The following is a 20345-nucleotide window of genomic DNA, read 5'->3' on the forward strand; positions in this document are numbered from 1 at the left end:
CAAGGGAACGTGAACGCCGCCCATCAGGGCTGATCAAGTACGCCGGATCTGCAAGGATGAACGGCGAACCCACAGTGTGAACAGAAGTGAGGAGATCGCCGTGTCGGGTATGTCGGCGGGCCGGTCAGCCATGCGGATGGGACCCGCTGAGCTGGTGCAGGCGGCGGCCATGGCCCGCCGCTTCTACCTCGAGGGCAAATCCAAGATCCAGATCGCCGAGGAGTTCGGCGTCAGCCGCTTCAAAGTGGCCCGGGTACTGGAAACCGCTCTCGAGCGTGATCTCGTGCGGATCGAGATCCGTGTGCCGGCCGAGCTGGACGCGGAGCGCTCCGACGCGCTGCGCGCCCGCTACGGCCTTCGGCACGCTGTGGTGGTCGAATCCCCGGCCGAGGCCGAGGAGACGTCGCCCGACCCCGAGAACCTCGGCGAAGTGGCCGCCGACCTGCTCGGTGAGCTGGTCAACGAAGGCGATGTGCTCGGCCTGGCCTGGGGCCGCTCCACCATTCACATGGCGGCGGCCCTCGACCGGCTCCCGCCGTGCACGGTGGTACAGCTGACGGGTGTGTACGACGCCGGGACCGCCGAGCGCGGCTCGGTGGAGGCGGTGCGGCGGGCCGCCCAGGTGTCGGGCGGGGACGCCCACCCCATCTACGCGCCGATGCTGCTGCCCGACGCGGCCACCGCGGCCGCGCTGCGCAACCAGACAGGGATCGCGCGCGCCTTCGAGTACTTCGACAAGGTGACCGTCGCCTGCGTCTCCATCGGCTCCTGGGAGCCCGGCATCTCGACGGTGCACGACATGCTCACCGAGGACGAGCGCTCCCACTACGCGACCCTCGGCGTGGCCGCCGAGATGTCCGCGCACCTCTTCGACGTTGAGGGCCGACGCGTCGGCAGGGACCTGGGCGAGCGCTGCATCACGGTCGAGGCGGACCGGCTGCGGCGCATCCCCGAGGTCGTCGCGATCGCGGGCGGACAGCGCAAGGCGGCCGCCATCGACGCGGTGCTGCGGTCCGGGCTCGTGACGAGCTTGGTGACGGACACGTCGGCGGCGGACTACCTGATGGCGGCGGGCCCCGCGCCGCGCCCCGCACTGAACCGGGCGGACCCGGACGGGCCCTGAGGGTTGCGTACGACGCGTCGTGAACGGTTCTGTACGGGGCGCGTCGTGAGGGCTTGGCCCACGGAGTGCCGTGAGGGCTTTGTACGGCGCGCCGCGAGGGGACGGGCGTGGCAGCATCGGCGTCATGTTGCTGCGGTCCGGCCCCCGCGTACGCGCGGGCCTTCTGGTCGTCTGTCTGACGGTCCTGCTGACGGGCTGCTCGTCGACGGATCCCGGTACCGCCGGCACCCCTTCAGCCACGGCTTCGGCCGTGTCGACCCCGTCCTGGGTCGGCGGCATGCGGACGGTCACCGCGGCCCGGCTTCCCGCTGAAGCCCGCGAGACCCTCGCCCTCATCGACAAGGGCGGCCCCTTCCCGTACGCCAGGGACGGCGCCGTCTTCGGCAACTTCGAGCGACTGCTGCCGAAGCACCCACGCGGCTATTACCGCGAGTACACGGTCAAAACCCCCGGTGAGCGCGATCGCGGAGCCCGCCGCATTGTCACCGGGCAGGGCGGTGAGATCTACTACACCGACGATCACTACAACTCGTTCAGGGCGGTGTTGAGATGACGCAAGACCCGGCGGATCGGTACACGGTCACGCTGGACCTCGACGGGGTCACGGACAAGGCGGGCCTGATGGACCGCTGCGCCCGTGCCCTTCAGCTGCCCGACTGGTTCGGCCGCAACTGGGACGCGCTCGCCGACTCCCTGAGCGACCACTCCGTCTGGCCCGAAGGTGCCGTCGAGCAGGGACTGCTGGTCGTCGTACGGGGCTGGCGGCCGTATGCGAAGGCGCGGCCGGACGAGTGGGGGATCGCGCAGGACGTGTTCGCCGAGGCGGTGGACCGGACGGAGACGCTCACCGTGGTGCTCGTCCTCGGGGGCGCGGCCCGCTAGCGGGCGCCGGCAACCTCGACGACAGCGGTATCCGATGCACGCGGCGGAGCGGTCGCCGAGACTGACCGGGAGGGTTCCCGGCTCGCGGGCCGTGCGACCACTCGGGTAACGTTTCGACGTAAGGCAGGTTCCCTGTCGGCACCGGAGCCCCCGCACCTCCGCTTTGGAGGACCACACGACGGCGGGGGTGTTTTGTTGTGTCTCTGTGGGAGTGACCTGCATCGTTTCGCGTGAAAATGTGAGACTCATGCGTTTTCTTGAGCCCGGTACGGGACGGCCCGTAGATTCAGCTCCGGTCCCCTATGACCTGACGTACGACGACGTCTTCATGATTCCCAGCCGCTCCGCGGTCGGCTCGCGGCAGAGTGTGGACCTCACCGCCCCGGACGGCACGGGCACCACGATCCCGCTGGTCGTCGCCAACATGACCGCGATCGCGGGCCGACGGATGGCCGAGACCATAGCCCGCCGAGGTGGCCTCGTCGTCATCCCGCAGGACATCCCGATCGAGGTCGTCACCGAGGTCATCTCCTGGGTCAAGGGACGCCACCTGGTCCTCGACACCCCGATCGTCCTCGCCCCCCACCAGACCGTCGCCGACGCTCTGGCACTGCTGCCCAAGCGCGCGCACAACGCGGGCGTCGTCGTGGACGAGGACGGCCGCCCGGTCGGCGTGGTCACCGACGCCGACCTCACCGGCGTGGACCGCTTCACGCAGCTGACCGAGGTCATGTCCCGGGACCTGCTGTTGCTCGACGCGGACATCGAGCCGCGCGAGGCCTTCAACCAGCTCGACCACGCCAACCGCCGCTACGCCCCCGCCGTCGACAAGGACGGCAAGCTCGCCGGCATCCTCACCCGCAAGGGCGCCCTGCGGGCCACGCTCTACACCCCGGCCACCGACGCCGACGGCAAGCTGCGCATCGCCGCGGCCGTCGGGATCAACGGCGATGTCGCGAGCAAGGCCAAGCAGCTGCTCGACGCGGGAGCCGACACGCTCGTCATCGACACGGCGCACGGCCACCAGGAGTCGATGATCAGCGCGATCAGGACCGTGCGCGCGCTGGACCCGCAGGTCCCGATCGTCGCGGGCAACATCGTCGCGGCGGAAGGCGTCCGCGACCTCGTCGCGGCGGGCGCGGACATCATCAAGGTCGGGGTCGGCCCAGGCGCCATGTGCACCACCCGCATGATGACCGGCGTCGGCCGACCGCAGTTCTCCGCCGTCCTGGAATGCGCCGCCGAGGCCAGGAAGTACGGCAAGCACGTGTGGGCCGACGGCGGTGTCCGCCACCCGCGCGACGTCGCCATGGCGCTGGCCGCCGGCGCCTCCAACGTCATGATCGGCTCCTGGTTCGCCGGGACGTACGAGTCCCCCGGCGACCTCCATCAGGACGCCGACGGGCGTCTGTACAAGGAGTCGTACGGCATGGCGTCCGCGCGCGCGGTCCGCAACCGCACGAGCGAGGAGTCGGCGTACGACCGCGCCCGCAAGGCCCTCTTCGAGGAGGGCATCTCCACCTCCCGCATGTTCCTGGACCCGGCTCGTCCGGGCGTCGAGGACCTGATCGACTCGATCATCGCGGGCGTCCGCTCCTCCTGCACCTACGCCGGCGCGGGCTCCCTCGAGGAGTTCGCCGAGAAGGCGGTCGTCGGCATCCAGAGCGCTGCGGGCTACGCCGAGGGCAAGCCGCTGCACGCCAGTTGGAGCTGACGCAACTCCCTTGCATACGGCCCCCGTTGTCCCGCCCGCCGGGAGAACTGGGGGCCGTGCGCATGCGGTGGGCGCACCTGACGTCCGCGGGGCGTTGAAACGACCCCCCCCGTTCGGGCCGGTTCTGCCCGTCCTGGGCTTCGGTTTCTGCGCGTACGACATGTTCAGCCTCGACACCGTGACCTGGGTCGTCTTCGGGTGCTGGATGGCCGCGGGTCTCGTGTTCTACTTCCTGTACGGCTTTCGCCGTGCCCGTCTTGCTGTAACAGCCGTATCAGAAGTGAAGTGAACCACCCGCAGTGCTGAACGATCTCGACGAACGCATCGTGCACGCCCTCGCCGAGGACGCCCGCCGCTCCTACGCGGACATCGGGCAACTGGTCGGCCTGTCCGCGCCCGCCGTGAAACGGCGCGTGGACCGGCTACGCGCCACCGGGGCCATCACCGGCTTCACCGTACGGGTCGACCCGGCGGCGCTCGGCTGGAAAACCGAGGGGTTCGTCGAGATCTACTGCCGACGCAACACCTCGCCGGAGACCATCCAGCGGGGCCTGGAGCGGTACCAGGAGGTCGTGGCCGCGTCCACCGTCACGGGTGAGGCGGATGCGGTCGTTCAGGTATTCGCATCCGATATGCGACATTTTGAGCGGGTGTTGGAGCGGATTGCGGGAGAGCCGTTCGTGGAGCGGACCAAGTCCGTGCTGGTGCTGTCGCCGTTGCTGCGGAGGTTTTCTTCCGGGTCGCCCACGTAGGGGGTGCTCCGGGGGGCGTCGGCGGTTGCGGGTCGGTGGTGGCTGGTCGCGCCCCTGTCGGGCCGGGCGCACAACGAATCGCTGCCGGGGCCGCGGTGGACGCAATGAATCGTTCGTCGGCGCGCAACGGGTGCTTCTTGTCCGGTCGTGACTGCCGACCGTACCGTCTATCTGGCCCCCCAACCCCTCCGTACCGGTGAGGAACACGCATGCGCACAGCCCTGCTCCAGAGCCCCGGCCGCCCCGGTTCGATCGTCGAGAACCTCAAGGTCCTCGACGAGGCCGCGGGCCGTGCCGCCGCCGCGGGTGCCGGGCTGCTGGCGGCGCCGGAGATGTTCCTCACCGGGTACGCGATCGGCGACGACATCGCCCGCCTCGCCGAGCCCGCCGACGGAGACTCGGCGGACGCGATCGCCGAGATCGCCACCCGCCACGGCATCGCCGTCGCCTACGGCTACCCCGAGCGCTCCGGTGAGCGAAGCGAGACCGAAGGCGGGGGGAGGGTCTACAACTCCGTGCAGCTCATCTCCGCCGACGGCACGAGGCTCGCGAACTACCGCAAGACCCACCTCTTCGGCTGCTTCGAGCGCGACCACTTCACGCCCGGGGACCAGCCGGTCGTCCAGGCCGAGCTGAACGGCCTCCGCGTCGGCCTGATGATCTGCTACGACGTCGAGTTCCCGGAGAACGTCCGGGCGCACGCCCTCGCGGGCACCGACCTCCTCGTCGTACCGACCGCGCAGATGCACCCCTTCCAGTTCGTCGCCGAGTCCGTCGTGCCGGTCCGCGCCTTCGAGAACCAGATGTACATCGCGTACGTCAACCGGGTCGGCCCGGAGGGGGAGTTCGAGTTCGTCGGGCTGTCCACGCTGGCCGGGCCCGACGGGGTCGCCCGCACCCGGGCCGGACGCGCCGAGGAACTCGTCCTCGCCGACGCGGACCCCGTCCTCCTCGCGGCCTCCCGTGCGGCGAACCCGTATCTGCAGGACCGCCGCCCCGGCCTCTACGGCTCGCTGGTCTGACCCCCCTGTCTTTTCTTTGAATTTCGTGCAAGGAGTCCGTACCCCATGACGTCCACGGTGCCCACCGCCGTCCAGCACGCCGACGCGGCTCAGCCGCCGATCACCATGTTCGGCCCGGACTTCCCGTACGCGTACGACGACTTCCTCGCGCACCCCGCGGGCCTCGGCCAGATACCCGCGACCGAACTCGGTACCGAGGTCGCGGTCGTCGGTGGCGGTCTGTCCGGCATCGTGGCCGCGTACGAACTGATGAAGATGGGTCTCAAGCCCGTCGTGTACGAGGCCGACCAGATCGGCGGACGGCTGCGGACGGTCGGCTTCGACGGGTGCGACCCCTCGCTCACCGCCGAGATGGGCGCCATGCGCTTTCCCCCGTCCTCCACCGCCCTCCAGCACTACATCGATCTGGTGGGCCTGGAGACCCGGCCGTTCCCCAACCCTCTCGCCGAGTCCACGCCCTCGACGGTCGTGGACCTCAAGGGCGAGTCGCACTACGCGACCACCGTCGACGACCTGCCGCAGGTCTATCGCGACGTGATGAACGCCTGGAACGCCTGCCTCGAAGAGGGCGCCGACTTCTCCGACATGAACCAGGCCATGCGCGAGCGCGATGTGCCGCGCATCCGTGAGATCTGGGCGAAGCTCGTCGAGAAGCTCGACAACCAGACCTTCTACGGCTTCCTCTGCGCGTCGGACTCCTTCAAGTCCTTCCGGCACCGTGAGATCTTCGGTCAGGTCGGCTTCGGCACGGGAGGCTGGGACACCGACTTCCCGAACTCGATCCTCGAAATCCTGCGTGTCGTCTACACCGAGGCCGACGACCACCACCGCGGCATCGTCGGCGGCTCCCAGCAGCTGCCGCTGCGGCTGTGGGAGCGTGAGCCGCAGAAGATCGTGCACTGGGCGTACGGGACCTCGCTGGCCACGCTGCACGAAGGGGCCCCGAGGCCCGCCGTGACCCGCCTCCACCGCACCGCGGGCAACCGGATCACGGTGACGGACGCGAACGGCGACATCCGTACCTACAAGGCGGCGATCTTCACCGCCCAGTCCTGGATGCTGCTGTCGAAGATCGACTGCGACGACTCGCTCTTCCCGATCGACCACTGGACGGCGATCGAGCGGACGCACTACATGGAGAGCTCGAAGCTGTTCGTGCCTGTCGACCGGCCTTTCTGGCTCGACAAGGCCGTCGACGACAGGGGAAATCCGACCGGCCGTGACGTCATGTCGATGACGCTCACCGACCGGATGACCCGCGGCACCTACCTCCTGGACGACGGCCCGGACAGGCCCGCCGTCATCTGCCTCTCCTACACCTGGTGCGACGACAGCCTGAAGTGGCTGCCGCTGTCCGCGCACGAGCGGATGGAGGTCATGCTGAAGTCGCTCGGCGAGATCTATCCGCAGGTCGACATCAGGAAGCACATCATCGGCAACCCGGTGACCGTTTCCTGGGAGAACGAGCCCTACTTCATGGGCGCGTTCAAGGCCAACCTGCCCGGCCACTACCGCTACCAGCGCCGCCTGTTCACCCACTTCATGCAGGATGCGCTGCCCGAGGACAAGCGGGGCATCTTCCTCGCGGGCGACGACATCTCCTGGACGGCCGGCTGGGCCGAGGGCGCCGTGCAGACCGCGCTGAACGCGGTCTGGGGGGTCATGCACCAGCTGGGTGGGGCGACCGACCCGACCAACCCCGGGCCCGGCGACGTCTACGACGAGATCGCGCCGGTGGAACTGCCCGAGGACTGAGGCCGGGCCGGTCCGCCGGCGGATCACACCCCGGCAGCTCGCGCCGCCGAGTACACCTCGGCGGCCAGGTCCTTGAGCTCCTCGGCGTCCCGCGGGGCGTCGACGAAGTCGAGGAAGAATTCGTCGAGGCCGACCTCGGCGTGCGCCGCGAGGTCCGTCACGATCTGGTCGATGTTGCCCTGGAAGGGCCGGCGGTCCGTGCCGTCGTACGCCTTGGCCGTGTATTGCAGATTGATCCGCCCCACCGACCGGAGCGGCTCGGTGCGCCCGCGCTCGGCCGCGAAGTCCCGCAACTGCTGCCACTGCGTGGCGAGTTGGTCGACGCCCATGGCCACCGGCATCCAGCCGTCGCCGCGCTCGACGAGCCGGGTCATCGCCTTCTTGCTGAAGGCGGGCAGCAGGATCGGGATCGGCCGGGCGGGCTTGGGGGCGACGACCGCCGATGCGATCTTGGTCAGGCGGCCCTCGTACGACACCGGGTCCGGGCCCCAGACCGCGTGGCACACGTCGAGGATCTCGTCCAGGACCTGGCCGCGCTCCTCGAACGGCGCCACCCCCGCGGCGGCGTACTCGTCGAGCGACCAGCCCGTGCCGAGGCCCGCCACGACCCGGCCACCGCTCGCCGCGTCCAGCGTGCCGAGGGTCCTGGCCAGCTGGAACGGGCCGTGCAGCGGGGCGACCAGGACACTGGTGCCGAGCCGGGCCCGCCGGGTGGCCGCCGCGGCCAGGGTTAGCGTCACCAGCGGTTCGGCGACGCCGCGGTACGCATCGGGCCAGGGCAGGTTCGGCACGTTGTACAGCCCCTGGGTCGCGGGCTCGGGGAACAGGGCGCGCTCGAACACCCACAGGCTCTCGTAGCCGATCTCCTCGGCCACGCGCGCCACGTCCGGCACATCACGTCCGATGTCGTACTGCCGCGTTTGAGGAAGACTCAGACCCAGTCGAGTAGCCATGCTTGTGCTCCTTTGCATCAGGCCTTTGAATCGTCAACGTATCGCGTACGGCGTCGATTTCTGTGTCCTATGCGGTGGTATGGCCAGATCTGTCCCGTAGGGGCGTGAGCAGTATCCGGCCCGCCAGGCCCACCGCGGCATCGAGGCCGTCGCCGAACTCCTGGGCGAGTTCGGGGAGGCCGCGCAGCGCCCACAGGGCCCGCGCCGCCGACCAGGTGGCGTCGCGCGCCCGCTCCAGGCTCCAGGAGCCGAGCAGATGGGTGAGCGGATCGGCGATCTGGAGCAGATCGGGGCCCGGCATCAGATCTTCGCGGATGCGCTCCTCCATCGAGACGAGGAGGTCGCCCACGCGGTCGAACTCATCCTCCAGATCGGCCGGTTCGCAGCCCAGCGTACGACAGGTGTCCACGACGGCCAGGGCCAGATCGTGTCCGATGTGCGCATTGATGCCCGCGAGCGCGAACTGCAGCGGGCGTACTCCGGGATGGCGCCGGAACTGCAGCAGCGGCCGCCAACAGGCGGGCGGGCGCCCCTCCTCGGCCACCCTCAGATAGCGCTCGGCGAAACGTACATCCAGCGTGATCGCGGCCTCGGCGTCGGGGAATTCCCCGGTGTCCAGGCGCCGGTCGAACTCCTCGGTGACGGCGAGGTAGACGCGGTTGAAGACCGCGACCCCGTCCCGCTCCGGCAGGGTCGCCGCCAGCACACGCATACGGGCGACGACTGCGTCCACGGTGTTCACGCGATGGGCGAACTGTTCCAACTGCGCCATGGGGGCAGGGTCCCAGTCCTAGGCTGACTCGAGTGCCGCCGGGCCGGACACTTCCCCGGAATGGGGGAACGCGGTCGTGGCGGGAGGGTGGAAGTGGGGGGATCAGTACGTGTCAGGCTTACGTGGTCAGCGCCTGGCCGCACGCAGGGCCGAGCGCAGGCGTGCCGCCCGGCGCGGTGCCATGGTCGCGGCCGCCTCGCTCGTCGCGGCGGTCGGCGCGGTGACGGGGATGATGTCCGCGTTCGGCGATGGACGTCCCTCCGACGACGCCGAACCGCTGGTGACCCGATCGCCCAGCCTGCTGCTGCCACCGCCCGACGTACCGGCTCCGTCGCCCACGCCGACGTCGGCCTCGCCGTCTCCGTCGAAGTCCGCTGCCGTGAAGCGGAGCCCGACGCCCGCCAGGAGCGAACCGAAGCAGGAGGCCGTGGCCGCCCCCGTCCGTCTCTACCGCCACCCCGAGTCCCAGGTCCTCGACTGGGTCGCGTCCCATCCCGGCGACTCCCGGCGCACGGTCATCGAGTCCCGCATAGCCGACCGCCCGGCCGCCGTCTGGTTCGCGGACTTCACACCGGCCACCATCACCGCGCGGGTCAGGGCGGTGACGGCGGGCGCCGTGGCCGAGGGCCGGGTCCCGGTCGTCGTGCCGTACGCCATCCCGCAGCGCGACTGCGGCGGCGCCTCCCAGGGCGGGGCGAGTGACCTCGCCGCGTACGACGGGTGGATCGACAACTTCGCGGCGGGCCTCGGCTCCGACGAGGTCGTCGTCATCCTGGAGCCCGACTCGATCGCCCAGGCCGACTGCCTCTCGGCGGGCGTGCGGGCCGACCGCTTCGCCTCGCTGGCCCGCGCCGGCCGCGTCCTCAAGGCCGCCAACCCGAAGGCCCGGGTCTACTACGACGCGGGCCACTCCGGCTGGAAACCGGCCGCCGCCCAGGCCGCGTTCCTCAAACAGGCGGGCGCCGCCTCGGCCGTCTCATCCGACGGCATCTTCACCAACGTGTCCAATTTCCACCGTACGAGCGCGGAGATCGCGTACGCCCGGCAGGTGCTGTCCGCGCTGGGCGGCCCCGCGAGCCTGGGCGCCGTCATCGACACCAGCCGCAACGGCAACGGCGCCCCGGCCGACGGCGAGTGGTGCGATCCCGCGGGCCGGAAGATCGGAGAGGCGCCGACCCTGAACACCGGTGAGGCCAGGATCGACGCCTATCTGTGGGTGAAGCTGCCGGGGGAGTCCGACGGGTGCAAGGGCACGCCGGGCACCTTCTCGGCGGACTACGCCTATGAGCTGGCGCGCTGAGAGTCCTCGTCGTACGAGGAGGTGCCCTCGTCCAGCAGTGGGTGCTGCGTCTTGAGGTGGGCCGGGGCCATCGTGCGCAGCGCGTGGTAGCCGGTGATCACGACGAGCGTGCCCAGCGCGATGCCGCTCAGGGAGAAGTTGTCCGTGAACTCCAGCGTGACGCCGCCGACGCCGATGATGATGCCCGCGGCGGCCGGGACCAGGTTCAGCGGGTTGCGCAGATCGACCTTGCCGTTGAGCCAGATCTGGGCGCCGAGCAGGCCGATCATGCCGTACAGGATGACGGTGATGCCGCCGAGCACACCGCCGGGGATCGCCGCCACGACCGCGCCGAACTTGGGGCAGAGGCCGAACAGGAGCGCGAAGCCCGCTGCGGCCCAGTAGGCGGCCGTGGAGTAGACGCGGGTCGCCGCCATCACGCCGATGTTCTCGGAGTACGTGGTGTTGGGCGGCCCGCCGAGTGCCGTGGAGAGCATCGAGGCCACGCCGTCCGCGGAGATCGCGGTGCCCAGTTTGTCGTCCAGCCGTTCCCCGGTCATCTCGCCGACCGCCTTCACATGCCCCGCGTTCTCGGCGACCAGCGCGATCACGACCGGCAGGGCGACGAGGATCGCCGACCACTGGAAGGACGGGCCGTGGAAGGACGGCAGACCGATCCAGTCGGCCTTGCCGACGCCGGAGAGGTCCAGGCGCCAGTGGTCCGTCACCTTGCCGCTCGCGTCCACCGAATGGATCTTGCCGAAGATCCGGTCGAAGGCCCACGAGATCCCGTACCCGAAGACCAGCCCCAGGAAGATCGCGATCCGTGACCAGAAACCGCGCAGGCACACCACGGCCAAACCGGTGAACAGCATGGTGAGCAGGGCTGTCCACTGGTCCTGCGGCCAGTACGTGGACGCGGTCACCGGCGCCAGGTTGAAGCCGATCAGCATGACGACCGCGCCGGTCACGATCGGCGGCATCGTGGCGTGGATGATCCGCGCCCCGAACCGTTGTACGGCCAGGCCCACCAGGAACAGCGTGACGCCGACCACGAAGACCGCGCCCGTCACCGTCGCGCTGCTGCCGCCCTGGGCGCGGATCACCGCCGCGACGCCCACGAAGGACAGCGAGCAGCCGAGGTAGCTGGGCACCCTGCCGCGGGTGGCGAGCAGGAAGATGACGGTCGCGAAGCCCGACATCATGATCGCGAGATTCGGGTCGAGGCCCATCAGTACGGGCGCCACGAAGGACGCCCCGAACATCGCCACCACGTGCTGGGCGCCGAGCCCGGCCGTGCGTGGCCAGGAGAGGCGTTCGTCGGGGCGGACGACCGCTCCGGGGGCGGGGGTACGCCCGTCGCCGTGCAGTTTCCAGCGCACGCCGAGGTCCATGGTGAGGCTTCGCTTTCTTCGTACGTCAATCTGTCTGGACCATTGTCGCGGGCTGACCAGGACCTTTCGACCGCGGGTGGAGTGAGCCCGCGGAGCATGGCGTCTGAGCGTTTGCTTAGGATGGGGTGTTGTTTTGAGCCAATCGATTCTCGTCCCGTACGCCCAGGAGCCCCGCCCGTGACCGCCGAAGCATCACTCGCCGCCCCCACCCTCGGCTACGGCCGGCTGGTCCCCGTCACCGTTCACTTCGACGACCTGGACGCGCTCGGGCTGCTCCACAACGCCCGCTACCCGGTGATGGTGGAGCGTGCCTGGACCACGCTGTGGAACGGCCACGGCTTCGGCTTCGAGGGCGACTGGGAGGCGGCCGGCGACTTCTGCAACGCCGTCAAGGAACTGCGGATCAGCTACGACGCCCCGGTCGACCGGCCCGGTGGGTACGCCGTCCATCTCTGGCTGGAGCGGCTCGGGAACACCGGACTGACGTACGGCTTCCGCTTCTGCTCGGCCGACGGCGCGCTCACGTACGCGCAGGGCACGCGGGTTCTCGTCCGGCTGGAGGCCGGAACGCTGCGCCCGACGCCATGGAGCGACCGCTTCAGGGCCGTAGGTCGGGAACTTCTGCGCGCGCGGGGCTGACCCGCGGGCGGTCGCGGTCGCCCGCGCGCAGCACACCCGCGAACGCGGCGAGTCCGCCCGCCAGGACCGTGACCAGCCCGAACGACACGACAAGGCTCGTCGCCTGGGCCAGCGCGCCGATCGCGCTCGGCGCGATCAGGCCCGAGGTGTACGTGATGGTGGCGACGCCCGCGATGGCCTGGCTGGGGTTGGGGCCGCTGTGACCCGCCGCCGCGAAGCAGAGCGGGACGACCACCGCGATGCCGAGACCCAGGAGGCCGAAGCCGCTCATCGCGACGGCGGGGCTGTCCGCGACGACGATGAGCAGCCCGCCGAGCACGGCCAGCACACCGCCCACCCGCACGGTGCGCACCGCGCCGAAGCGGTTCACGACGGAGTCGCCCACGAGCCGGGCCAGCGCCATGGTGAGCATGAAGCCGGTCGTCGACGCCGCCGCGAGGCCGGCCGACGTGCCCAGCTCGTCCCGCAGATAGAGGGCCGACCAGTCCAGGCTCGCGCCCTCCGCGAACACCGCACAGAACCCGACCGCGCCGATCAGCAGCGCGGACCTGGGCGGTAGCGCGAACCTCGGCGGCGGCTCCTCGTCCTCGGTCGGCTGCAGATCGAGGACCCAGCGGCAGGCGATCACTCCGAGGAGGGTGAGGCTCGCGGCCGCCAGCGCGTGGTGCAGGCGCGCGTCCGAACCCAGATGCGCGGCGAGGGTGCCCGCCGCGGAGCCGATCAGGGCGCCCGCGCTCCACATGCCGTGCAGTCCGGAAATGATCGACTTGCCGAGCCGGCGCTCGACTTCGACGCCCAGCGCGTTCATCGCGACATCCGCCATGCCCGCCGTCGCGCCGTAGGTGAACATCGCCAGGCACAGGGTGAGCAGGTTCGGCGCGAGGGACGGGAGGATCAGGGCCAGCGTCCACAGGGCGATCAGGCCGCGCAGTGCGGAGCGGGACCCGAAGCGGTGGCTGATGCGTCCCGCCAGCGGCATGGACACGGAGGCGCCGAACGCCGTGAAGGCGAGCGCGAACCCGAGCTGGCCCGCGCTCACCGAGGCGTGGTCCTGGATCCATGGGACGCGGGTCGCGAAGGACCCGGTGACCGCACCGTGCACCGCGAACACGGCGGCCACGGCGTACCGCGCGCGCTTCAACTCGCGCATGTCTTCGACCATGTCCACCGCTTTGCCTATTTCACCCATGGTGCCGCTGCCCCTCCCCGGATGTCCTCTCCGCGCTGCCGCCGTAAACTATCAGGAACCCTGCCTGATAAATAGACGTTTGAGAGCCGGGGGTGGCCGGGCGGCATGTGCCCCACGCGTCCGGGAGCAACCCGTGATCTGGGAGGATCCCGCCATGCCCGCATCACCGAGTACCGCCCGGGCCATCAACGACCGGCTCGCCCTGCGCCTGCTCCAGCAGGAAGGTCCCTTGACCGCAGGGCGGTTGAAGCAGCTCACCGGACTGTCCCGGCCCACCGTCGCCGACCTCGTCGAACGCCTCACGGCCGCCGGGCTGATCTCTGTCGTGGGGGAATCGGGGGAGCAGCGGCGCGGTCCGAACGCCCGGCTGTACGGCATCGTGGCCGACCGCGCGCAGCTGGCCGCTCTCGACGTCCGTACCGAGGGCGTCTCCGTCGTCGTCGCCGACCTGCTCGGCGCAGAACTCGCGCGCGCGTCCGTGCCCATCACGGACGACACGGGAACGGGCCCCGCCGTCGAACAGGCGGTCGCCCTGGTGGAGCGCGTGGCGAAGGAGGCCGGGGCCGAGCGGCTGCACACCGTCGGCATCGGTGCGCCCGGCCTGATCGACCCCGCCACCGGCGAACTCCGCAACTCCTCGGGTCTGCCCGAGTGGCATCGCCGGCTGGTCGCCGCCCTCCAGGAACGACTCCCGGCTCGTGTGATCGTCGAGAACGAGACGAACCTCGCCGCCCTCGCCGAACAGCGCGAAGGCGCCGCCCGCGACCGCGACACGTTCGTCCTGCTCTGGCTCGGCCACGGCACCGGCGCGGCCGTCGTCCTCGACGGCAGGCTCCGCCGCGGTGCCTCCGGCGGCACCGGCGAGATCGGCTTCCTGCCCGTCCCCGGCACCGCCACACTGCCGTCGGCGACGGACTGCGAGGGGGGCTTCCACTCCCTGGCAGGGGCCGCCGCTGTCGCGGAACTCGCGGCGAGGTACGGGGTGGTGGCGCCGGCGTCCCCCGGTGAACCGCAGGCGGCGGCGATGGTGCGGGCGGCGGTGGCGGCCCGGAGCGAAGGTGCGACGGCCGCGGACGGTTTCCTCGACGCGCTCGCCGATCGTCTCGCCATCGGTGCCGCGTCCGTTGTGGCCGTTCTCGATCCCGGCTGCGTGGTGCTGGCCGGCGAGGTCGGGCAGGCGGGCGGGGACGTGCTCGCCGCGCGGGTCGAGCGGCGGTTGGTCCGGATGTCGCCGTTGCCCGTGGAGGTGCGGGCGAGTGGGCTGGGTGGGGGTGCGGTGTTGCGCGGTGCGCTCCTGACCGCGCGCGACGGCGCCCAGGACGAACTCTTCGCGCCGCCGCCGCGCTAGGTCCTGCCGTCACATTCCCGCCTGCCTCGCGACGCCATGCACGCTCCCCCAAGCTCTTCGAGCAGGGGGACTCCCACGGCGTCTTCGGCAAGGCTCGTCGGCGCGGCTCCAGCCTGGCAGGGGCCGGGGCGGAGACCCGGCGGCGGGGCAAGGGCCTCCGTCACCGCCGCCGGGTCGCTCGTGGGCAGGTTCGACTCCCGCACGCCTCGGGTTGCACATCTCGGCTGCAACGACACATCGAGCGCCCGACTTTAAGAGGGCTGGACCAAAGCATGTCAATAGGTATGGACCAATGCGTGGATCGCTGTCAAGGGCGAAAGGCCCCGGGGGAGTTGGCCTCCGGCGCGTCGCCGCAGAAGTCCATCCGGATCACCTGTGAGCCAACCCACAGGCGTTCACCCGCATGGCTGTGGATCGGGCGTGGCACACTGATGCTGTACCAGAAGCAGCGCACTCCGGGGTCGGTGAAAGTCCGAACCGGCGGTTATAGTCCGCGACCCGGTCGCTTCCAGCGGCCGGTTGACCAGGTGAAATTCCTGGACCGACGGTTAAAGTCCGGATGGGAGGCAGTGCGCGGCGGGCGGGCATTCGTGCGCGCTGCCGTTTGTTTCGACGCGTCCTTCGGGATGTGTCCCATGCGGCTCGCTCCCGATGTCGCGGTCCGTTCATTCTGTCGTCATCGACAGGCCCCGGAGTCCGTGCCCCATGAGGCAGGAGGACCCGGGAAGTGTTCACCGGAATCGTCGAAGAGCTGGGTGAGGTCACCGCCGTCGAGAGTCTCGACGACGCCTCCCGTTTCCGTCTGCGCGGCCCCGTCGTCACTCAGGGCGCACAGCACGGCGACTCCATCGCCGTGAACGGAGTCTGTCTCACGGTCGTCGAACACGAGGACGACTGGTTCACCGCCGATGTCATGGCCGAAACCCTGGACCGCTCCAGCCTCGGCGCCCTGACCGTCGGTTCGCGGGTGAACCTGGAGCGCCCCATGGCCGTGGGCGAGCGCCTCGGCGGGCACATCGTCCAGGGTCACGTCGACGGCACCGGCGCGATCATCGAGCGCAAGCCGTCGGAGAACTGGGAGATCGTGAAGGTCTCGCTCCCCGCGGACCTCTCCCGCTACGTGGTCGAGAAGGGTTCCATCACCGTCGACGGCATCAGCCTCACCGTCGTCGACGCGGGTCCCGATTACTTCACCGTCAGCCTCATCCCGACCACCCTCGACCTGACCACGCTCGGCCGCAAGCAGCCCGGCGACCCGGTCAACCTCGAGGTCGATGTCATCGCCAAGTACGTCGAGCGACTGCTCGGCGCGCGTGGCGAGCAGCCGGTCGCGCTGCCGGACATCCAGGGGAGCGCGCAGTGAACTGGCTCGACTCCGAGGCGTTCACGCTCTTCGGACAGCACATCAAGTGGTCCGACATGATCGGCAACACGTTCGGCCTGATCGCCCTCGGGCTCGGCTGGCGGCGCTCCATATGGAGCTGGCCCGTGCAGCTCCTGTCCGGCGTCATCCTCTTCGCGGCCTTTGCCCACAGTCACCTCTCCGGCAGCGCCGGCAAGCAGGTCGTGGTCATCGTCGTCGCCCTGTGGGGCTGGTGGCAGTGGAACCTCGGCAAGGGTGAGGGCCAGGACGGCTCCATCGCCGTACGGTTCGCCACCTGGCGTGAACGCGCCTACCTGGTGGGCGCCGCCGCGCTCGGCACCCTCGTGGTGGGCGGTCTGTTCAAGGCGTTCCCGACCCTCTCCTGGGACCCCTGGCCGGACGCCTACATCTTCGTCGGCACGATCGTCGCCATGTACGCGCAAGCGCGCGGCATGGTCGAGTTCTGGTTCGCCTGGCTGCTGGTCGACGTCGTGGGCGTCCCGCTCAACTTCGCCAACGGCTACGCGTTCTCAGGTTTCGTCTACGTCGTCTACGGCGCGCTCGTCCTGTGGGGCATGCGCGACTGGTGGCTGCGCTCCCGTAAGGCCGGGCAGCCCGTCCCGGAAGGAGCCCCGGCATGACCACCACCCCCGCCTGGTACAGCACCGGACACGATCTGGATGCTTCGGACTTCGCGCTCGACCCGGTCGAGAAGGCCATCGCCGACATCGCGGCAGGCCGCCCGATCGTGGTCGTCGACGATGAGGACCGGGAGAACGAGGGCGACCTCGTCATCGCCGCGGAGAAGGCGACCCCCGAGATCATCGCCTTCATGATGAGCGAGTGCCGTGGGCTGATCTGCGCGCCCATGGAGGGCGACGAACTGGACCGGCTCCGGCTTCCGCAGATGGTCGACGACAACACCGAGTCGATGAAAACCGCGTTCACGGTCTCGGTGGACGCATCCGCCGCTCACGGTGTGAGTACCGGCATCTCGGCATCCGACCGTGCCACCACGCTTCGGCTCCTCGCGGACGGCAGCGCCCGGGCGGACGACTTCGTCCGCCCCGGCCACATCTTCCCGCTGCGCGCCAAGCCGGGCGGCGTCCTCGCCCGCAACGGCCACACCGAGGCCGCCGTCGACCTCGCCCGCCTCGCCGGACTGCGCCCCGCGGGCGCGATCGTCGAGATCGCCGGTGAGGACGGCCGGATGCTACGACTGCCCGAGCTGATCCCGTTCGCCCGCAAGCACGGCCTGACGATCATCTCCATCGAGGACCTGATCGCCTACCGCCGTGCCGCCGAGCCCACCGTCCGCCGTGAGGCCAAGACTCAACTGCCCACCGCCTTCGGTGAGTTCACGGCGTACGGCTATCGCTCCACCGTCGACGGAGTCGAGCACATCGCCCTCGTCCACGGGGAGATCGGCGACGGCGAGGACATCGTCGTGCGCGTCCACTCGGAATGCCTGACCGGCGACATCTTCCACTCCCTGCGGTGCGACTGCGGTCCCCAGCTCCAGACATCCATGGAGCGCATCCAGGCCGAGGGCCGGGGCATCGTGGTCTACCTGCGCGGGCACGAAGGGCGCGGCATCGGTCTGATGTCCAAGCTGCGCGCGTACGAGCTCCAGGAGCGCGGCCGGGACACCCTCGACGCCAACCTTGAGCTCGGTCTGCCCGCCGACGCCCGGGACTACGGCGCGAGCGCCCAGATCCTCAAGGACCTCGGTGTCCACAGCCTGCGTCTGATGACCAACAATCCCGACAAGACCGACGCGCTCGTCCGGCACGGCCTCAAGGTCACCGGCCGGGAGCCGATGCCCGTACAGGCGGGCGAGCACAACCTCCGCTACCTGCGCACCAAGCGGGACCGGATGGGTCACGACCTGCCCTGGCTGGACACGACCACCGTGTCGGCCTGCGGCAACCAGTAACAGAGAACTGAGGAGAGACGTGAGCGGCAAGGGTGCACCTGAACTGTCCGTACGCAACTGCGGCGACCTGCGCGTCGCGGTCATCGCGGCACAGTGGCACGAAAAGGTGATGGATGGCCTCGTCGACGGCGCGCTGCGCGCCCTGCACGAGCTGGGAATCGACGAACCGACCCTGCTCAGGGTCCCGGGCAGCTTCGAGCTGCCGGTCGTCGCCAAGGTCCTCGCGGGGCGCGGTTACGACGCGATCGTCGCGCTCGGCGTCGTCATCCGCGGCGGCACCCCCCATTTCGAGTACGTGTGCCAGGGCGTGGCCCAGGGCCTCACCCAGGTCTCCATCGACACCGGAGTCCCCATCGGGTTCGGCGTGCTGACCTGCGACACCGAGGAGCAGGCGCTCGACCGTGCGGGCATCGAGGGTTCCAACGAGGACAAGGGACACGAGGCGGTGACGGCTGCCGTGGCGACGGCGGCCACCCTCCGCTCAGTATCTGAACCGTGGCGTTAGGTCGGCCGGCACAACGCGTAAAGTGGGCGCCACCATGTCCAAGAAGACGTTCGAGGAGCTCTTCACCGAGCTCCAGCAGAAGGCCGCCAACGGCGATCCCGCCACTTCACGCACCGCCGAGCTCGTCGGCAAGGGTGTCCATGCCATCGGCAAGAAGGTCGTCGAAGAGGCCGCCGAGGTCTGGATGGCCGCCGAGTACGAGGGCAAGGAAGCCGCCGCCGAGGAGATCTCGCAGCTCCTGTACCACGTCCAGGTGATGATGGTGGCGCGCGGGATCTCCCTCGACGACGTGTACGCCCACCTCTGAGCCGTAACCGCCACACCCACACCGTACGAACGAACAACCGTACGCACGAACAAAGGAAGCCGACCTCATGCTGCGCATCGCCGTCCCCAACAAGGGTTCCCTGTCAGGCCCTGCGGCGGAGATGCTGCATGAGGCCGGCTACCAGCAGCGTCGGGAGGCCAAGGAGCTCAGGATCGTCGACCCGGAGAACGAGGTCGAGTTCTTCTACCTCCGCCCCCGCGACATCGCGATCTACGTCTCCTCCGGCCGCCTCGACATCGGCATCACCGGCCGTGACCTGCTCATCGACTCCGGGGCCAAGGCGGAGGAGATCCTGCCGCTCGGCTTCGCCCGCTCCACCTTCCGCTTCGCCGGCAAGCCCGGCACCGCGAAGGGCATCGAGGACCTCGCCGGGCTGACCGTAGCCACCTCGTACGAGGGCATTGTCGCGGGGCACCTTGCCGACCACGGCATCGACGCCTCCGTCGTGCACCTCGACGGCGCCGTCGAGACCGCCATCGAGCTGGGCGTCGCCGAGGTCATCGCCGACGTCGTCGAGACCGGCACCTCGCTGCGCAACGCGGGCCTGGAGGTCTTCGGCGACCCGATCATGAAGTCCGAGGCCGTCGTCATCCGCCGGGTCGGAGCCGACACTTCTGAGGACGCCGAGCCCAAGGTGCAGCAGTTCCTGCGCCGCCTCCAGGGCGTCCTGGTCGCACGGACGTACGTGATGATGGACTACGACTGCCGCGCCGAGCACCTCGAGAAGGCCGTCGCGCTCACCCCGGGCCTGGAGTCGCCGACCATCTCGCCGCTGCACAACGAGGGCTGGGTCGCCGTCCGCGCCATGGTTCCCGCCAAGGAGGCCCAGCGGATCATGGACGACCTGTACGCACTCGGCGCACGGGCCATCCTGACCACGGCCATCCACGCCTGCCGCCTCTGAGGATCCTCCGAGCCATGTCCGACCTTCCCGAACTTCCCGTCACTTTTCGGCCGGGCCGCACCCGGGCCGTCCTGCTCACCGCGGGCGCCGCGATCTTCGTGGTCATCACGGTGGTCGCGATGCTTCTGGAGCAACTCAGCCCGGGGGAGCGCCTCAGCTTCGTCTTCACCGCGGCGCTGCTCTTCGGCGTGCTCCTCATGCTCTCCCGGCCCAAGGTCGTCGCCGACGAGAGCGGTGTCACCGTCGTCAACATCACCAGCAGGCGCCATCTGGACTGGGCGGAGATCCTCCAGGTCAACCTGCGCCCCGGCGACCCCTGGGTGTTCCTCAACCTCAGCGACGGCACCAGCCTGCCCGCCCTCGGCATCCAGCCGGGCATCGCCAAACAGCACGCCATCGACGACGCCCGCACCCTACGCGCACTGGCCGAAGCCCGCTCCATCCGTGACCCCGAGCAACATCACGGCTGACTCGCGGCCTTCCAACC

General features: G+C 70.0%; 21 protein-coding genes, 1 pseudogene and 1 riboswitch. Of the genes and pseudogenes, 18 read left to right on the top strand and 4 right to left on the bottom strand.

Going from position 1 to position 20345, the window contains the following annotated elements:
* Positions 1-76: 76 nt before the first annotated feature.
* The 8 genes and pseudogenes from AB0D57_RS10665 (at position 77) to AB0D57_RS10700 (ending at position 7248) form a co-directional block, all read left to right on the top strand.
* Entirely contained in the window at positions 77-1123 is a 1047-nt protein-coding gene (locus AB0D57_RS10665; protein ID WP_362069983.1) for a sugar-binding domain-containing protein, read from the top strand.
* Positions 1124-1247: 124 nt separating this feature from the next.
* Positions 1248-1676 carry a ribonuclease domain-containing protein gene (locus tag AB0D57_RS10670; protein ID WP_362069986.1) on the top strand — a complete coding sequence of 143 codons (429 nt, stop codon included), beginning with the start codon at positions 1248-1250 and terminating at the stop codon, positions 1674-1676.
* A complete protein-coding gene (locus AB0D57_RS10675) occupies positions 1673-2005 on the top strand; it encodes a barstar family protein (RefSeq protein WP_362069989.1) in 333 nt (110 codons plus the stop codon). Before AB0D57_RS10670 ends, AB0D57_RS10675 begins: the two co-directional genes overlap by 4 nt.
* Before the next feature lie 247 nt (positions 2006-2252).
* Positions 2253-3719: a GuaB1 family IMP dehydrogenase-related protein gene (locus tag AB0D57_RS10680; protein WP_362069992.1), complete on the top strand. Its 1467-nt coding sequence runs from the start codon at positions 2253-2255 to the stop codon at positions 3717-3719.
* A 118-nt stretch (positions 3720-3837) separates the two neighbouring features.
* A pseudogene (locus AB0D57_RS10685) lies at positions 3838-4008 on the top strand (amino acid permease C-terminal domain-containing protein); the annotation flags it as partial.
* Between the two features lie 10 nt (positions 4009-4018).
* A complete protein-coding gene (locus AB0D57_RS10690; protein WP_362069995.1) occupies positions 4019-4471 on the top strand; it encodes an Lrp/AsnC family transcriptional regulator in 453 nt (150 codons plus the stop codon).
* A gap of 209 nt (positions 4472-4680) precedes the next feature.
* The gene (locus AB0D57_RS10695) at positions 4681-5493 is read left to right on the top strand and encodes a carbon-nitrogen hydrolase family protein (RefSeq protein ID WP_362069998.1); all 813 of its coding nucleotides are present in this window, start codon (positions 4681-4683) and stop codon (positions 5491-5493) included.
* A gap of 45 nt (positions 5494-5538) precedes the next feature.
* Positions 5539-7248 carry an NAD(P)/FAD-dependent oxidoreductase gene (locus tag AB0D57_RS10700; protein WP_362070001.1) on the top strand — a complete coding sequence of 570 codons (1710 nt, stop codon included), beginning with the start codon at positions 5539-5541 and terminating at the stop codon, positions 7246-7248.
* A gap of 23 nt (positions 7249-7271) precedes the next feature.
* On the opposite strand, the gene AB0D57_RS10705 is transcribed toward AB0D57_RS10700, so the two are convergent.
* Both AB0D57_RS10705 and AB0D57_RS10710 read right to left on the bottom strand, forming a co-directional pair.
* A complete protein-coding gene (locus AB0D57_RS10705) occupies positions 7272-8201 on the bottom strand; it encodes a TIGR03619 family F420-dependent LLM class oxidoreductase (RefSeq protein WP_362070004.1) in 930 nt (309 codons plus the stop codon).
* 67 nt (positions 8202-8268) lie between these two features.
* A complete protein-coding gene (locus tag AB0D57_RS10710; RefSeq protein WP_362070007.1) occupies positions 8269-8973 on the bottom strand; it encodes a DUF5995 family protein in 705 nt (234 codons plus the stop codon).
* 181 nt (positions 8974-9154) lie between these two features.
* Between AB0D57_RS10710 and AB0D57_RS10715 the strand changes: the two genes are divergently transcribed.
* Entirely contained in the window at positions 9155-10273 is a 1119-nt protein-coding gene (locus AB0D57_RS10715) for a glycoside hydrolase family 6 protein (protein WP_362070109.1), read from the top strand.
* Here the strand turns inward: AB0D57_RS10715 and AB0D57_RS10720 are convergent.
* Positions 10255-11646 (bottom strand): solute carrier family 23 protein, encoded by a 1392-nt coding sequence (locus tag AB0D57_RS10720; protein WP_362070010.1) that lies wholly within the window; start codon positions 11644-11646, stop codon positions 10255-10257. The genes AB0D57_RS10715 and AB0D57_RS10720 overlap by 19 nt on opposite strands.
* Positions 11647-11823: 177 nt before the next feature.
* On the opposite strand from AB0D57_RS10720, the gene AB0D57_RS10725 reads away from it, so the two are divergent.
* The gene (locus AB0D57_RS10725) at positions 11824-12285 is read left to right on the top strand and encodes a thioesterase family protein (RefSeq protein ID WP_362070013.1); all 462 of its coding nucleotides are present in this window, start codon (positions 11824-11826) and stop codon (positions 12283-12285) included.
* Here the strand turns inward: AB0D57_RS10725 and AB0D57_RS10730 are convergent.
* Positions 12245-13435 (bottom strand): MFS transporter, encoded by a 1191-nt coding sequence (locus AB0D57_RS10730; protein WP_362070016.1) that lies wholly within the window; start codon positions 13433-13435, stop codon positions 12245-12247. The two genes, AB0D57_RS10725 and AB0D57_RS10730, sit on opposite strands and share 41 nt — an antisense overlap.
* A gap of 193 nt (positions 13436-13628) precedes the next feature.
* On the opposite strand from AB0D57_RS10730, the gene AB0D57_RS10735 reads away from it, so the two are divergent.
* The 8 genes from AB0D57_RS10735 (at position 13629) to AB0D57_RS10770 (ending at position 20328) form a co-directional block, all read left to right on the top strand.
* Positions 13629-14822, top strand: a complete 1194-nt coding sequence (locus AB0D57_RS10735) for an ROK family transcriptional regulator (RefSeq protein WP_362070019.1) — start codon at positions 13629-13631, stop codon at positions 14820-14822.
* 446 nt (positions 14823-15268) lie between these two features.
* A riboswitch (FMN riboswitch) is annotated at positions 15269-15399 on the top strand.
* Between the two features lie 150 nt (positions 15400-15549).
* Entirely contained in the window at positions 15550-16185 is a 636-nt protein-coding gene (locus tag AB0D57_RS10740) for a riboflavin synthase (protein WP_362070022.1), read from the top strand.
* Entirely contained in the window at positions 16182-16826 is a 645-nt protein-coding gene (locus tag AB0D57_RS10745; protein ID WP_362070025.1) for a nicotinamide mononucleotide transporter family protein, read from the top strand. Before AB0D57_RS10740 ends, AB0D57_RS10745 begins: the two co-directional genes overlap by 4 nt.
* On the top strand, positions 16823-18121 hold the full coding sequence (locus AB0D57_RS10750; RefSeq protein ID WP_362070028.1) for a bifunctional 3,4-dihydroxy-2-butanone-4-phosphate synthase/GTP cyclohydrolase II: 1299 nt from the start codon (positions 16823-16825) through the stop codon (positions 18119-18121). Before AB0D57_RS10745 ends, AB0D57_RS10750 begins: the two co-directional genes overlap by 4 nt.
* Before the next feature lie 19 nt (positions 18122-18140).
* Positions 18141-18626, top strand: a complete 486-nt coding sequence (gene ribH, locus AB0D57_RS10755) for a 6,7-dimethyl-8-ribityllumazine synthase (protein WP_362070031.1) — start codon at positions 18141-18143, stop codon at positions 18624-18626.
* A gap of 34 nt (positions 18627-18660) precedes the next feature.
* The gene (locus AB0D57_RS10760; RefSeq protein WP_020128904.1) at positions 18661-18933 is read left to right on the top strand and encodes a phosphoribosyl-ATP diphosphatase; all 273 of its coding nucleotides are present in this window, start codon (positions 18661-18663) and stop codon (positions 18931-18933) included.
* A gap of 67 nt (positions 18934-19000) precedes the next feature.
* A complete protein-coding gene (gene hisG, locus AB0D57_RS10765; protein WP_362070036.1) occupies positions 19001-19858 on the top strand; it encodes an ATP phosphoribosyltransferase in 858 nt (285 codons plus the stop codon).
* A 14-nt stretch (positions 19859-19872) separates the two neighbouring features.
* Complete coding sequence (locus AB0D57_RS10770) at positions 19873-20328, top strand: PH domain-containing protein (protein WP_362070039.1); 456 nt, start codon at positions 19873-19875, stop codon at positions 20326-20328.
* Positions 20329-20345 lie beyond the last annotated feature (17 nt).

The sequence above is a fragment of the Streptomyces sp. NPDC048275 genome (genome assembly GCF_040652275.1).
Taxonomy (GTDB): domain Bacteria; phylum Actinomycetota; class Actinomycetes; order Streptomycetales; family Streptomycetaceae; genus Streptomyces.